12 protein-coding genes are annotated in these 14,269 nt (G+C 47.2%); all 12 read right to left on the bottom strand.

Features of this window, described 5'->3' with window-relative positions; genetic code table 11:
- Nucleotides 1-352: 352 nt before the first annotated feature.
- Nucleotides 353-1,453, bottom strand: coding sequence for a glycosyltransferase family protein (locus tag E1958_RS14170; protein ID WP_133512437.1), 1,101 nt, complete (start codon nucleotides 1,451-1,453; stop codon nucleotides 353-355).
- Nucleotides 1,453-2,556 carry a non-hydrolyzing UDP-N-acetylglucosamine 2-epimerase gene (gene wecB / locus E1958_RS14165; protein ID WP_207787518.1) on the bottom strand — a complete coding sequence of 368 codons (1,104 nt, stop codon included), beginning with the start codon at nucleotides 2,554-2,556 and terminating at the stop codon, nucleotides 1,453-1,455. Before wecB ends, E1958_RS14170 begins: the two co-directional genes overlap by 1 nt.
- A 9-nt stretch (nucleotides 2,557-2,565) precedes the next feature.
- Nucleotides 2,566-3,555 (bottom strand): GHMP family kinase ATP-binding protein, encoded by a 990-nt coding sequence (locus E1958_RS14160; RefSeq protein WP_133512436.1) that lies wholly within the window; start codon nucleotides 3,553-3,555, stop codon nucleotides 2,566-2,568.
- A complete protein-coding gene (locus E1958_RS14155; protein WP_133512435.1) occupies nucleotides 3,552-5,330 on the bottom strand; it encodes a polysaccharide pyruvyl transferase family protein in 1,779 nt (592 codons plus the stop codon). The genes E1958_RS14160 and E1958_RS14155 overlap by 4 nt, the downstream gene beginning before the upstream one ends.
- Nucleotides 5,331-5,660: 330 nt before the next feature.
- On the bottom strand, nucleotides 5,661-6,407 hold the full coding sequence (locus E1958_RS14150; protein ID WP_165741462.1) for a class I SAM-dependent methyltransferase: 747 nt from the start codon (nucleotides 6,405-6,407) through the stop codon (nucleotides 5,661-5,663).
- 365 nt (nucleotides 6,408-6,772) lie between these two features.
- Nucleotides 6,773-8,029, bottom strand: coding sequence for an FkbM family methyltransferase (locus E1958_RS14145; protein WP_133512433.1), 1,257 nt, complete (start codon nucleotides 8,027-8,029; stop codon nucleotides 6,773-6,775).
- Nucleotides 8,026-8,796: an NAD-dependent epimerase/dehydratase family protein gene (locus tag E1958_RS14140; protein WP_133512432.1), complete on the bottom strand. Its 771-nt coding sequence runs from the start codon at nucleotides 8,794-8,796 to the stop codon at nucleotides 8,026-8,028. The genes E1958_RS14145 and E1958_RS14140 overlap by 4 nt, the downstream gene beginning before the upstream one ends.
- 366 nt (nucleotides 8,797-9,162) lie before the next feature.
- On the bottom strand, nucleotides 9,163-10,764 hold the full coding sequence (locus E1958_RS14135; protein WP_133512469.1) for an FAD-dependent monooxygenase: 1,602 nt from the start codon (nucleotides 10,762-10,764) through the stop codon (nucleotides 9,163-9,165).
- Nucleotides 10,764-12,041, bottom strand: coding sequence for an NAD-dependent epimerase/dehydratase family protein (locus tag E1958_RS14130; RefSeq protein ID WP_165741464.1), 1,278 nt, complete (start codon nucleotides 12,039-12,041; stop codon nucleotides 10,764-10,766). The genes E1958_RS14135 and E1958_RS14130 overlap by 1 nt, the downstream gene beginning before the upstream one ends.
- Nucleotides 12,038-12,433 (bottom strand): GtrA family protein, encoded by a 396-nt coding sequence (locus tag E1958_RS14125; protein ID WP_133512430.1) that lies wholly within the window; start codon nucleotides 12,431-12,433, stop codon nucleotides 12,038-12,040. The genes E1958_RS14130 and E1958_RS14125 overlap by 4 nt, the downstream gene beginning before the upstream one ends.
- A complete protein-coding gene (locus tag E1958_RS14120) occupies nucleotides 12,430-13,224 on the bottom strand; it encodes a class I SAM-dependent methyltransferase (RefSeq protein WP_133512429.1) in 795 nt (264 codons plus the stop codon). The genes E1958_RS14125 and E1958_RS14120 overlap by 4 nt, the downstream gene beginning before the upstream one ends.
- Nucleotides 13,221-14,216, bottom strand: a complete 996-nt coding sequence (locus E1958_RS14115; protein WP_133512428.1) for a glycosyltransferase family 2 protein — start codon at nucleotides 14,214-14,216, stop codon at nucleotides 13,221-13,223. The genes E1958_RS14120 and E1958_RS14115 overlap by 4 nt, the downstream gene beginning before the upstream one ends.
- Between the last annotated feature and the right edge of the window lie 53 nt (nucleotides 14,217-14,269).

Genomic DNA, 14,269 nt, shown 5'->3' with positions numbered 1-14,269 from the left:
AACGACGAATCACGCGAATCCGCGCGAATGGATTCGCGCCAATTCGTGGTTTTCTCCTCCGCATCCTGATCTACCACGACAAGTGGTCAGTAGCTAACTTAATGGCATTGTGTCGCAGCTATACTTAACATTCAGCCACTGTGGTAACAGAGTGAAAAAATTCAACCGCGTCACGGCTGGATGGTCGCAAGGCTACCATTAACCACGAAATGATCAAAACCCCATCTTCTCGCGTACCCAGCCGTACCACTTCTCCAGCAGCAGCGTGGCCTCAGCAGAGCCGATTCACGACAGACTCCCTCTCCGACAGGAAAAACACCCGGCGTTATAATTGACGATGACCACATCATAATTACCGGAGGATTCCGCTGGCATCAAAACGTACCTTCCAACTATTTGCGCAACGAAATGCCTCTATTTCACCCGCCTTAAACCTAAAGGTGAGTGCTGCTCGCACAACCTGATCCAAATCGTGACCCTCACCCACAAGAAACACCCCCGGTTCGTGCCATCTGTTCACCATCTCACCAAATGATGTAGAGATCACGGGAAGACCAAGCGCCCTGTATTCGTAATACTTGATCGGATCCACCGATGCCGTCAGTGCGTTTTGTTTGAACGGAATAAGCCCTACCGAAAAACCTTGTATTGCCTGGATAGCCTCAGCATGAGAACAGGGTGGACGAAGCTCAACGTTCTCGGGTAAGGGACCGGAGGCAAGCTGATGAACGGGGCCAATCAAGCGCAGCAGTATCGTAGGATTGTTGCGAGCCAGTGAAATTACCATAGACCAGTTAAACCAATAACCAATGGTACCCACGTATCCCAAAACTGGCTGTGCAGGACGCTTGGGCAAGGCACTTACAAGTGGTAACTGGTTGATATCACAGCCATTCGGTACCGGAACAACCTCTTTACCCAACGACCTCATGCGGTTAAGGGATGTACTTGAAGAGACAAGAACGTTTCCCACTCGGTGCAACAATAGAGACTCACTCTTTTTCATCGCAGAGCGTGACCAACCTGAATAAAAGGCAGAGAAATCATCCATCACATCATAAAAGGAGGAAATGCCCGGCACGCTGTTCAACACCCGCAAAGCCAGCCGACTGGGTTTGCCTACACCAATCCAGCATGGCCCTTCTGATGCAAACACAGATGTTCGGTCGAACACCTTGCGCCATAACAATGTGTTGATCCTGTTCACCACAGGCAAGGGTTCAATCGGTAAAGCTCGCGGCGTCAAAATTTTCAGCCAACTCGGGGCCTTGGGTGAAACCCCGCGCGATTCCCGGTCTACCCTCAAACAATCCACCACCCGAGGCAAACGAGTAGGGTAAGGATCAACCCACAGCACCTCGCCGGCGGTGCGATCATGAAACCACTCAACAAACTTTTGCGGCCGTTGCGCAAAACTTTGCCAAGGCACCGGCGACAGATAAACCAATCGCATCAGGCAAAATGGTCTCTCAATACGTCTACGATACGTGCCGCTGCATACCCATCCCCATAGGGTGAAATACCACGCGCCATCTCCTTATAAGCACTTTCATCGTCGAGCAACCGCTGTACCTCGGGTACGATGTGTTCTTCATCCAAACCCACGAGTTTAACCACACCCTGCTCAACGGCTTCCGGGCGTTCTGTCTCCTTGCGCAATACCAGAACTGGTTTACCCAATGCGGGCGCCTCTTCCTGTACACCACCTGAATCACTGATAATGAAGTAAGCATGCTTCATAGCCGCCACGAATGGCGCATAGTCCAGGGGCTCACAAAGATGAATATTTGTACAACCCACCAGCCGATCGTACGCAACATCTTTTACATTCGGATTAGGATGCACAGGATAGAGGAATTGCACATCAGGATTGCATTCCGCAAGGGTGCGCAGTGCCCGGCAGATATTGTTGAATGGTTCCCCGAAATTCTCCCGACGATGAGCAGTAACGAGAACCAATCGCTTATCCAAATCCAGATCAATGCCGAGTTCCGGATCCATTGCAGCAGTAATCATCAAGGCATCAATTACGGTATTGCCTGTGACCACAATCTCCCTGTCAGCGATACCTTCACGTAGTAGATTATCGCGTGATCTCTCCGTAGGAGCGAAGTGCCAATAGGCAAGCCTTCCTGCAATGACTCGATTAGCCTCTTCCGGAAAAGGGTTCTGCAGATCCCAGGTGCGTAGTCCAGCCTCGATATGCCCGAAAGGAATCCGGTGGTAGAAGCAGGCCAAAGCTACCGTCATTACCGTTGTTGTATCGCCCTGTGCCAATACTGCATCCGGTTTCTCTGCTAGAAGCACATCATCCAGATCAAGTAGAATGCGGGCCGCCAAGGTTGTCAACGCCTGATTGGGGCGCATAATGTCAAGATCAATATCCGGCCTAATACTAAAGAGATTCAATACTTGGTCCAACATATGGCGATGCTGGGCAGTGGCAAGCACATGAACTTCAGCCCATGGCTCTTTCTTTAACGCCAATATCACCGGCGCCATCTTTATGGCTTCCGGTCGTGTACCTACTACACAGAGAATTTCCTTACTGTTCATTATCAAGTTTCAACCCGATGGCTGGTAGTAGATCACTTGACTACCGGTCGATTCGAATTTGAAGGGGACCTGTATCAACCTGCTAAGTGCTTTCTTGACCGAAGCCTGTTTTTCCGGCTCGACAAAAAGCACCATAAACCCACCGCCACCGGCACCGAGTAGCTTGCCTCCAATTGCCCCCGCCTGTCGTGCTTTCAAGTACAAATTATCTATCTGTGAATTGCTGACCTGATCCGATAGTGAACGCTTGTGTTCCCAGGCGGAATGAAGCATCTCACCAAAATAGCGAATATCCTGCTCCGAAGTGAGAATATCCATGGCATCATCAACCATTGTACGCATGCGATGAAGCTCATCTGATTTCCTCTTAAGATTCGCAACCTTTGATTTTGCGATGCTGGAAGCAATGCGCGAAAACCCGGTAAAAAACAGCATCAAATGATTATTTAAAAGCACTTTTCGTTCACCCGGCATAATCACCGGGGTAACGTTGATGCCACCATCAGTAGCAAAGGAAATCACATTAAAACCGCCATGAGCCGCCGCAGTCTGATCCTGAGATCCGACCGTCTCTTTCAATACCTCTTGCTCAATCCATATCGCCTCTTGTGTTAGCCACTCTTTGGACACACGTTTGCCTTCGAATGCCTGTAACGAATTAAGTATCCCCACCACGAAGGACGAACTTGAACCCAGACCGGAACGGGCAGGCAGATCGGCATCGCAGTGAATTTCGAGGCCTTGCTCCAGCCCCGACGTCTCCAACACCGCCCGCACGGCCCTGTGCTCGATATCTGCAATTTCGCAGGCATTCTCAATCTTGGAATAGGCGATACGATATTTATGGTCGAAAAATGGCGGCAGCTCACGGCAGGTGATATAGCAATACTTGTCAAACGATGTAGAGAGCACTGCACCCCCATGGCGTTTATACCAATCGGGATAATCGGTGCCCCCACCGAAGAAGGAGATGCGGAAGGGTGTACGTGAGATAATCACGTTGTCGACTCAGGGGAAAGATATGGCATAGACCGAAGAATATGTTCCTTGGGTTCATTAAGAAGGCATGGCAATGAAAGAACCGCTCGCCAGTCACTTTCGGCAAGGTCTATTTTTCCAATCGAATACAACAAAGTCCCCCTGTTATAATGGACCCAAAACTCGTCCGCCCCTCTTGCCAACGCCTTATTATAGTAATCCAGTGCCAAGTCAGAATTTTCTCCGCTTTGATGGAGTGCGAGCGCGTAATAATAAATGATCTGACCGTCGTCAATTTTATCAATAAGCGGTTCCAGAATTTCCACAACAAGCTTGGATTCTTGTGCCGACCCTAACGAATTGGAAATTGCCATATTCAATTCAGTAGTCACGTGTTCAATGTCGCTATTCACACGCTCCCGCTGTGCTATTAAAGCAAGATACGTTAGGAGGAAAGTTTTCCTGGGATCGGGCTGCTGCCTTCTATCAGCTATCAAAAAGCTTGCTATTATCTCTATATTCTTCAAGCCTTTGTCACGCATCACTTTGCGATAGCTGCGTACCTTTGCTGAAACATCTGGAAGCCGGTTTAGCAACTTGATAACTGTTTCGGTTAGGCTTCCTCGCAAAGCGCTTTCAAGATCAACCACAAATTCACTAAAATTAGCATCTGTCATTATCGAGCGAACCTTTTTAGAATAAGATAATGCACACACCGGCACACCAGATGCGAGGGACAGTATCACCGAATGAAACCTACATGCGATGACCATATTGCACACCGACAGACCATAAGCTACATTTTCAGGTTCGAGTGGGGAATCCCATATATGCGAGAAATTAGAAATGTTAGCTTTATTGATAACTCTTCGCATAATAGGAATGTCATTTCCCAAGTCTCCGAATTCTTCTGCTGCCTGAAACGGTATGAAAAGAAATTCGCAATTAAATTTAGCCTGGATATCCCTCAGATCACCAGCTAGCCAATCTTCCCAAGCACAACTCTTAGCTGGATACCTCCAGTGTTCATAATCCCAGTGGCGAAGCGAAACGCCAACCAAGAACCTATTATGGTTACGAGCTTCTTGTCTGATATGATCAACATAGTCAGATCGCCGAGTTCTCGTCCTTGATGCTGGACACATCGTTACCGTAGGAAAATTAGCGCTAATGCCGCATGATTTTATTACTTCCAAAGATCCCGAGTCTCTAACTGTCGCTACGGTTGCAAGTCCGAACGCGCGAGCAATGTCTTGTTTTGCAATATCTGAATAAATGGGCTCGACTCCAACACCGCAAATAAAACAGGGGATCTTAGCCAGATTACATAGATAGGGGATCATGGCGCAGAAAACATTGTAGCCCTGAGCATTTCCGAGCCTTGTTTCAGTGCACCACGGATCGTATTCATTGTAGGCACCACCGCCAGCGACTATAACCAAATCACTGGATTTCACGCTTTCAATTACTCTTGACAGATCATCAAATTCAATTGCGTCAATACCAAAACGTTCAGTTGTTCGCTTAGGTCGATAAGATGTAGCTGTTATTTCCACGTTTTGGCCAAAACGTTCCTTTAAATCTGCCAACAATGCTGAAAGAATGGCATCATCGCCAACAATCCCATAGCCCCAGTAGCCGACAAGGAACAGCATCTTGCATCTCGTACGCTTATCCTCATATTTGGCTAATTGGTGTGTTAAGCGACCAACCTCCTTGGCATAAACATCTCGTTCTTGATGCAATCGGCGCAGCGCGGGAAATCGCAGCACGAGTTTCTTAAGAACCTGTTTCATCGATCACTTTTCCTGAAAGATAACTACGCACCATTTCTTCCGTTTCCGGTAATTCTACATACCTCGACACTTCCTCTGTCGCGATCTCATGTAGAGACCTCGCCCCTCCGGCATAGGGTACAGTGCGACCAGCCAAATCCATGATCTCCCTCACTAATATAGTTCCGGTCGCAGTAAGATTGAACATCTGGTTGGATAACCCCCTATCTACCAACTCCATCACAACTCGTACAGATTCATCGGTATTGATAAATTGAAAACGACCATCCGGATGTACCCAAATTTTGTCCCCATACAATATGTTTAGGCAAGCGTCGCAGGCGGCAGGGTCTACTCCTTCAAACCGTAGGCCGCACCGTTTTCGCCTGCAAAAGCGGGGAAATTCGCATTGCGTCCGAAAAGGTCATTCCCCAGACACTCAAGATCCCGCAGATTCGCGACGCTGTATGCAAGATCCAGTTCACGCGCGTACTTGGACACTACAGCGTCAGCATTCTGGTGCGTGAAGAACGAAACCAGACGCAGCCCCGCTCTCTCCATTAACACCCTCAGCGAAATGGGGGAGAAGAAGTGGAGGTGCTCAGGCCATACGGCATCCATCAGCCCTTTACTCGAAGTCTGAGCTGCCAAAACCGGAAAGCTCGGTTGCGTGAGGTAAACCACCGCACCTCTCTTGAGCTTTTGCACGACCCCGCAAAGGATTGCCAAGGGATCGATGTGATGCTCCAAGGTGTGTGAGAAACGAGCAGCATCAACGGTTTGCGACTCGACCTCTCCTATTTCCGCAGGATGCAGCATGGTCAGGCCAAGACTTTGCCCTCGTGTTCGCGCTGCCTCGTCCAGTTCAACCCCGATCACGCGACCCACGCCAGCCTTCTTGGCCTCTTCAAGAAAAGTGGGGAAGGAACATCCAAAATCAAGAAGCGACGCCTCCTCCCTTCGCCCTCTTCCCCAGGAAAATAACTCGTCGAGGTGGCTGCGGTAATACTCTCGTATTGATTCCTGAATCTCTTCCTGCTGATGATCGGCTGTATACTGCTGCTCGTAGTAGCGTGTCACCTCTTCTTCGTTAGGCATCCGGTCCCAGACAATGTGCCGGCACTGTGCACAGATAACCATCAGGCGCCCCTGCTCTTTGAAAAACGGACGTAGATCATTGGTAGTACAGATTGGGCACGACTTCACGAGCTATTTCCTTTGACTGCAAGGTTCTCCAACAATGGGACGAGGCTTGTCCAACTCTATACTATAATAGTAGTTAATGTTTAAGTGGGGACATTGTCGACAGCGAGCCCACACTTGTAAATCAATCATTTTACTCTACCATTTAAAACTTTACCACTACTGAATATCGCATTCTACCTCAATATAACCCGAATAATTATCATGACTTATAACAGTGGTAGAGACACCACAACTCTTATCGCCAAGTATGAATACCATCATGTGTTTCCACCAAGCTCAATTTTTGAAATTTCAATGCTTTTTAACGATGCATTGTAATCTCCTTTTTTAATCAACGCCACAGTTAGGGATTCATCATTACCGAGTTCAATCACCATATTTGAACAACTATGTTGCTTCAAATGCTTTGTATCTGACTCATAATAAGCTAAATAACCAGAATCATTTTCAACAGCAATACTTGCAATTACATCCTCCGGACAATCAAAATCCACTTTTACAATATAGCGCCCAGGCTCAAGGTTAATATCGCCATGTGTTAGTACATCAGTTTCGCTCAAATCGGCCTTATAGGTTTGCGTTTTGCACATACGAAGATACAAGCTAGCCAAATCGCTATCCTTGTGAACACAGAGAACATTAACTAGCGGAAATTCGGGCATTAAAGAATATGATTTAGCCGTTTCCTTGTTATATGTATTAACGTCAAAAAACAAATACCCTTTTTCCTCAAGATAGACCAGCGGGTCATTCTGATCCGGATGGCTGTGAGACTGGTATTCCAAAATCATAGGGAAATGCAAATCATCGATATAGTTAGAAGCTGACCTCAGTACATGAATCTCCGCACCTTCCACATCAATCTTCATAAATGCAGGCCGTATATTGTTTACATCACAGAAATCATCAATTGAAATTGTTACCACATCAGAACTAATTGCTCCGTCGATCTTTTTCATTAGGCCAGATTCAGCCTTATAACAGGAAGGCCCTGAATAAAACTGCATAATTTTTCCCGTTTGTGAAAAACAGGCTAAGGGCACATGAGAAACATTACCTGCATCGTTTATCATTAAATTTTCAAGTAGGTGCGGCCATATTTCCATATTGGGTTCGAATGTGTAAACTACTCCCCCCCGCCCGACCATACGGGAGAATGCAATGGCCACCCCCCCCACATTGCCACCGACATCCAACACCGTATCTCCTTCATGAATACAGTCACTTGCGCAGAACTGCACGGGCAATTCCCATGGAATATGGTCACTATATATCTCAGCTAATGAATGTGACTTCTCCTTCAACTCCTGCCGAAGTGTATTATTTTCTGTCTCATATTCAGCTAATGAATCTGATTTCTCTTTCAACTCCTGCCGAAATACATTATTTTCTATTTTATGTCTAGCCAGCTGATATGTTAGACGATGAACCTCGTTTACATAGACATCTCGCTCTTCATACAGCCGGCGCAGCGGCGGGATTAGCAGCCCGAGGTTCTCAAAAAGCTGTTTCATCGCTCACTTTCTCCTGAGAGATAGCTACGCACTGTCTCTCCCGTTTTCGGTAATCCCACATACCTCGACACTTTCTCTGTCGAGATCTCATAACGTAGAGGCTTCACTCCTCCGTCATAGGGTACAGTGCGACCAGATAAGCCCATGACCTCCCTCACTGATATGGTCCCGGTTGCTGTTAGATTGAACACCTGGTTGGATAATCCCCTCTCTACCAACTCCATCACGAGCCGCGCAGAGTCATCGGTATTGATAAATTGAAACCGACTCTCCGGATGTACCCAAATTCTATCCCCATATAACACGTCAAAGACCGCGTTCTTCTTCATTCCTTTGCCGACAAAGCCCCCTTGCCGGATAATCAGCCAATCCTTTGCAGTATGCTGTACGCAGAGTTCGGCTAGATGTTTGTGAAAGCCGTATGGGCTTTGTGAAGCATAATCAAGTCGCAGATCTTCTTGAGTCACAGCAGTGGATGAGCAATCGGGATAGACATCGCTGGTGGAAAGGTAGATGTATTTCTTGAATGTAAAATCAATCAGGCTATTGCGAACACTCACCACACTCGCTTGAAATTCTCCCTTTGGATCATCTTTGGCAAGAAACTTCATAGAGTTTCCGTTTGCATTTATAAGAATATCGCATTCCGCCCCAATATGATCCGCATAATTATCACGACCTATAACGGTAGTAGGGGCACCACAACTTTTGAAGTGCCTCACAAATCCACTACCAACAAAACCGTTACCGCCAACCACTATAATCATCTTAAAATGCTCAACCAAATTCAATCTTTTCGATTTCGATGTATTTTAAAGATGCACAATAATCACTCTTTACAACCAGCTCTACAGTCAGGACTCATACCGATGCAGTTCAATCACCATATTTGAACAACTATGCTGCTTCAGATACTTTGCTTCTACCTCATAATATGCCAGGAGATCCGAAATACTTTTTATGGCAAGACCTGCAATTACATCATGCGGACAATCGAAATCTACTTTGACCACATAACGTCCCGGCTCGAGATTAATTCCACCGTGTGATAGCGAATCTTCTTTTACTGCAATTAGTCGCGTAGGTCTGTCGCATATCGTTTAGTGTCTGAAAAGGAGTTAAAACCACCGCCTTCAGGTAGTTCGATTGAACACGGATTTTTCATTATTGGCTCTAATAGCTAACTCTCTACCGATTCTATCAGCATTCGCCATAATAGTGAGAGTGTGTGACTTCTCGCTTAAAGATGAAAGAGATGCCCCATCAACAATATGAACATTATCAAACCCTTTTAACTCACCCCACCGATCTGTTTCACCTAATTTAGGATTCTCCCGCATCGGCAATGTACATCCATAATGGGTATCGCTTCCGGGTTTTGCAACCGAAAAACTCATCGGCATTAAAATAGCACCAAGACGCCAAAAAGCACAACGAAGTAACCGCGATGCATTAGACATTAGATTCAATACATACTGCCCATGGTTCCCCTCAATAAGAAGAGTTCCATTTACCGTCAGTCTCAATGAAATCTGTGAAATATTGCCTGGGAAAAATAGATTGCCTGCCAGGCAAGAACTCAGCAAATGTCGAAGTACATCAATTCCATAGCGGGCACTAAGTGGGAGATGACGAACAAACTCTGTAACTGGTATCCCGGTTGGTGAAAAAGTAGAACCAAATGCTGTGACATCGTCGGCGAGCTTAAGAACAAACGATAATTGGCCAAGCCCGAAACCATGGCTATGCTCATGGCCGGTCATGCCAGGAACCCAAAGCAGGAAAGCCGCTGCCGGAGAGCATTGCAACCTAAGAGAACCCCCATAACCAATGGCACGCATAGCGATACGAGTGGTAGCAAGTGTGCCTGCAGCGAGTACGATGCGTTTGGCGGCCACAGACCAATACCCGTCAGGTCCGGTTCCTTCGAGTAAGATAAGGCCATTATTCGCGCGAATGTTGTCTACCAAGAATCCGCTACGGTAATAAAACGATATATTTCGTGATAGGACACTAACCTCATCTGCGGAAGAGTAAAGAGCTTTTCTCGAGCACCCCCACAAGCAATTTCCACTGAGGTTGCAGGCTCGCCTGTCTTCTGTATTTCGAGCTAAAACAGCCAGCCGTGCACGCCCTAGACGGAACCCGGGAGTTAGAGAGCTTCCAGTTGCATATCGCCGGAATATTGAATCATTGACAGCATCCAAAAGTAAGGCAGGATCAGCCCACTCGTCCACCCCGAAGTAATCACTCAGATCATCAGTTGAGCGGCCGCTGATTCCGATGCGACGAGCGACCCGACCATAAGAAGAGTAAATTTCTTCTAAGGGAAATGGGAAATAGGATAACTCAGACTTTGAAAGCCGTGCGACACCACATCCCCATGCATTCGATAGACCACCACTTGAGAGCGAACCAATCGCGACAACATCCTTAGAAACGATCTGATTTCGCGTAAGGAAATCCTGAAAAACATAGCCATGGGCAGGCACCCTAAATTTGGGCGAGATAGCTTCTATATTTCTTAGTGCATGAAAGTCCTCACCAATTATCCACTTCCACTGTTCGTGGCTGTTTGCACGCTCCGTTAAGAAAGGATCCGTTAGGGCTGGAATCGTTGCCTCTAGGCCACCATCAACCATCAATGTTCTAATACCCGCCTCTGCCAATGGGAAGGATACAGAGACTCCGGCCGGACCGCTTCCCACGACGACAACATCAAAATCAGGCTGCATCAAGTACTGTTTCTTTGACGGCCTATCAGCCACAACAACGGAGCAAGCAGAGGCGTCAAGAGAAGAATGAACACTTCTGCCACTACCACACGCCCGACCATGAAAATAGCTATCGGGACTCGCGTGCGTTTCCCCATAGCCAGAAACCGGTCGAATCCTTGGACACTCGCCTCCGCAATTAAGGTGGCAGCGCCAATACGCCAACGTAAGTCATCCGCAACCGGATGTACACCTGATTGTATTCTTTCCAGACATGCAAGTAAAATCGGAGAACGGTATACCCAACCTCGCCAACCTGCCAGCTGCCCGTCCCGCATAGTTTCAATCATTCTGGCGTAGCGCCTGACCAACACGCCCCGCGGCTGCGTGCGTAGAACATAGGTAAGAAGACCTAGACCTTCCTCCAACAGCAACCGTCGACGGTTATGATCAGAGACAAGCATTCCCGCTGAAAGGGTGCGTAGTTTCAAGCCGAGTTCATTAAGATCGCGAGCGGTGTCAACTGGTGGTAGTACAAATAGCGATTCCAGCCGAGCGAGACCGAACGAGGTATAAGAAATAAGAGATAGCCCTCTGATGAGCAGACGAATGAAAAGCACCGGCACCGGAATGAAAAGTCGAATTTTCTTTACGCGATGACGAGCGATCGCACTTAAAAACTTTGTAATCGAAATCGGACGAGCGGACGCGAGCACGTATACCCGTCTTTCGTAATTTGTAAGCTCCGATACAGCCAAAATTCCTGCCACACAGTCATCCACATGGATCGGCTGTACCATGGGCGATGGTATAAACACTGGTAGTATAGGCGATACGCGTACCAAACGCACCAAGGTGCCAAATAGACCCATCTCCCGGCCTCCATAGACCAGACCTAACCGGATCACCAGACTACCAGCCTTGAGTACACGACGTTCTATCTGCCACTTGATCCGTCCATACGCTGTTGGTGCTCCCGCATATGCAACCTGGCTGGAAATAAAGACAAGCCGCGCATGAATCCGGTGCGCTACATCAATCAGTGCATCTGCGACTTCAATTTCTGTGGTTTCGGCGATTCCTTCATCTGCTGTTGTGTTAGCCGCAAGATGTACGATCAAATCAGTGTCGCAAGGAACCTGTGATAAATCCAGGGCTTTGAGATCAAATAATATCCAAGGGGAATCCCCAGGCGGGGGGTGCCGTGACGCTGCTACAACCTCATGCCCACAAGTAACTGCCTTCTCTCGAAAGTGTGTTCCTATATAGCCGGTTGCGCCGGTAAGAAGAATTTTCAAAACTGTTCCCCTCGTACACCGTGCGAAAATGAAAAAACCCACTTCTTGCTGATCCAAAACGTCAGGGAAACACAGATGGCGTCCGATACAAACTTGGCCAATGTCGCATAGTCTAATAGCTGGAGTACTAGAGCTAAAACAACCGATGACAAGGGAACATTAATACCCAGGAGTATGAAGTAACGTAACGCCTGATGAGCTTTACGTGCGTGGCGTGGCACGTGGAAAGTGGAGACTTGATGAGTGACGAAAGCAAATAACCCAGCAATGACCTTGCCCATGACATTTGAACCGAGGGCACCGAGCATTCCGGAATAAAACACCAGCAGAAATGTACCCATATCGATCGCGTATGCGACAACTTGCACCAATAGATAATGCAAGAATATCATGTGCTGATCTTCTTTATCACAATGAGATGGTGCAAGGCTAGCCACCTGTTAAATGGCGACAGTAGAAGGCTGAGAAGGCCAACAAACTGAGTCATCCAATCCGGGAGTAACTGCCGGAAGTTAAGGCCACCCGACAGCAAGTATTTCAGATAATTGTTACAAGTCTGTTGATACGCAATCTTGAGCCCAGGATATCTCGTCTCAAAAAACTCCCGATCACGGACGAAAACCAGATAGCTAAGTGCCTGGTTCGCACCGTGCATGGAGCTAGTAGTTGATACCTGCCAAGATGATGCATTCTTATCAAAACCCTCTGTACTGAACATTCGTGGAAATAGTAGGCTGGCGAGCAGACCATAGTAGGGTTCAATCAGGATTGCACCACCACCGGGAATTAGCACCCGCTGGAGCTCAGCAAAAAAACGCTCTGGATCGGAAAAATGATGGAAACTGTTCTGTGCATAGACACATCTGACCGAGGAATCCGGTAGTTTCATCGCTTGTGCATCCAAGACCCGGTCAAGCTGTGGATTTTCCATTATGTCAGTTGCCAGTACATCCGGAAAGGAATCGCGAATGGGTGCTGCACCCGCCCCGACCTCTATACGGCTTCCTTCACCGGACAAAAAACGCTCATCCAGAGTACGAAAATCATGGTGAAATGTCTGAAAGACCTCACGCAGCATACGTTTGCGCTTGAGTATGCAGCGATGCACTGACAGCCGGTCGGTACCATCGACGTCAACTCCTTCAACCGAGGGGTCACATAACCAATCAAAGAGATACTTCATTTGGGATACTCAATCACTGATTTCAGTATTGATCGCTTCACCGAATGAATTGGATGAGTAGGCACTGACATAATATCGTAACTGATGAACGCCAGCACGAACTGAATACCCAGCAAGGTCGGCAACGTGGCTAACATAACCGTACCTGTAGTTGCAGGATCTTGTCGGTAAGCTGAATCCAACCAGTGATATCCACCAAAAAGAACGCCAAACACGAATAACATAACGCCCAAGGGCAGTTCGAGCGAGGCGAGCGACATATCTCGAAGATAGTAGTTATAGAAAATTCTTTTAAAAAAGTTCTTGCAATGTTTAAGCAAAAATTCGCCAATTATTCGCGAAATCTTCAGATTACTAACCTCGTTTCCATAGGAAGCATCCATCGGTACATCCACCACAACCGCACGCAGCGTGTTTAACCTGAATAGAATGTCTGTCTCAAAAAAATAGCGACGACTGACCCGGTTGAAAGGTATGTGCCGCGCGATCTCTACATGGATTGCTGTGTAGCCATTAGTGGGGTCGAATATATTCCAGTAACCAGATGACAACTTGGTCATGAATGATAGTATAGCATTGCCAAAAAGGCGCATCGCAGGCATGGCACGAATCTTTTCGATGTCGAAAAAACGGTTACCCTTTGTGTAGTCGGCTTCTCCGGAGACGATTGGTTGTATAAAAAAGGGAATTAAAGCCGGATCCATCTGACCATCTCCGTCAACCTTGACGATTATTCCCATCCCCTCATCAATCGCGGTTTCATAACCAGTCATCACAGCACCACCAACGCCTTGATTCTCAGCATGACGCAGAACTCTCACTCTCGGATCTACGCAGTTCTTTCCCACAAACGCTCCAGAGTTCTCTGGACACGCATCGTCTATTACCAAAATCAGATCTACTTCAGAGCCAATACCCTTGATGACACCCAAGATATGATCCCTTACCTTATAACATGGGATAACTACACACACTTTCGTTTTATCATTCATTGAATTCTCACAAGTTGGCGACACTCAAAAAGCTGAACTCAAATCAACGAAGA

The organism is Candidatus Thiosymbion oneisti, from assembly GCF_004359955.1.
GTDB lineage: Bacteria > Pseudomonadota > Gammaproteobacteria > Chromatiales > Chromatiaceae > Thiosymbion > Thiosymbion oneisti.
Note: the sequence above shows the minus strand (reverse complement) of the source record. Positions and strands in the feature narration are given on the sequence as shown.

What these genes read in the sequence shown, in the direction of transcription:
- E1958_RS14170 (WP_133512437.1), bottom strand. Translation starts at nt 1,453, where the DNA reads ATGCGATTGGTTTATCTGTCGCCGGTGCCTTGGCAAAGTTTTGCGCAA.
- wecB (WP_207787518.1), bottom strand. Translation starts at nt 2,556, where the DNA reads ATGAACAGTAAGGAAATTCTCTGTGTAGTAGGTACACGACCGGAAGCC.
- E1958_RS14155 (WP_133512435.1), bottom strand. Translation starts at nt 5,330, where the DNA reads ATGAAACAGGTTCTTAAGAAACTCGTGCTGCGATTTCCCGCGCTGCGC.
- E1958_RS14150 (WP_165741462.1), bottom strand. Translation starts at nt 6,407, where the DNA reads ATGCCTAACGAAGAAGAGGTGACACGCTACTACGAGCAGCAGTATACA.
- E1958_RS14145 (WP_133512433.1), bottom strand. Translation starts at nt 8,029, where the DNA reads ATGAAACAGCTTTTTGAGAACCTCGGGCTGCTAATCCCGCCGCTGCGC.
- E1958_RS14140 (WP_133512432.1), bottom strand. Translation starts at nt 8,796, where the DNA reads ATGATTATAGTGGTTGGCGGTAACGGTTTTGTTGGTAGTGGATTTGTG.
- E1958_RS14135 (WP_133512469.1), bottom strand. Translation starts at nt 10,764, where the DNA reads ATGCAGCCTGATTTTGATGTTGTCGTCGTGGGAAGCGGTCCGGCCGGA.
- E1958_RS14125 (WP_133512430.1), bottom strand. Translation starts at nt 12,433, where the DNA reads ATGATATTCTTGCATTATCTATTGGTGCAAGTTGTCGCATACGCGATC.
- E1958_RS14120 (WP_133512429.1), bottom strand. Translation starts at nt 13,224, where the DNA reads ATGAAGTATCTCTTTGATTGGTTATGTGACCCCTCGGTTGAAGGAGTT.
- E1958_RS14115 (WP_133512428.1), bottom strand. Translation starts at nt 14,216, where the DNA reads ATGAATGATAAAACGAAAGTGTGTGTAGTTATCCCATGTTATAAGGTA.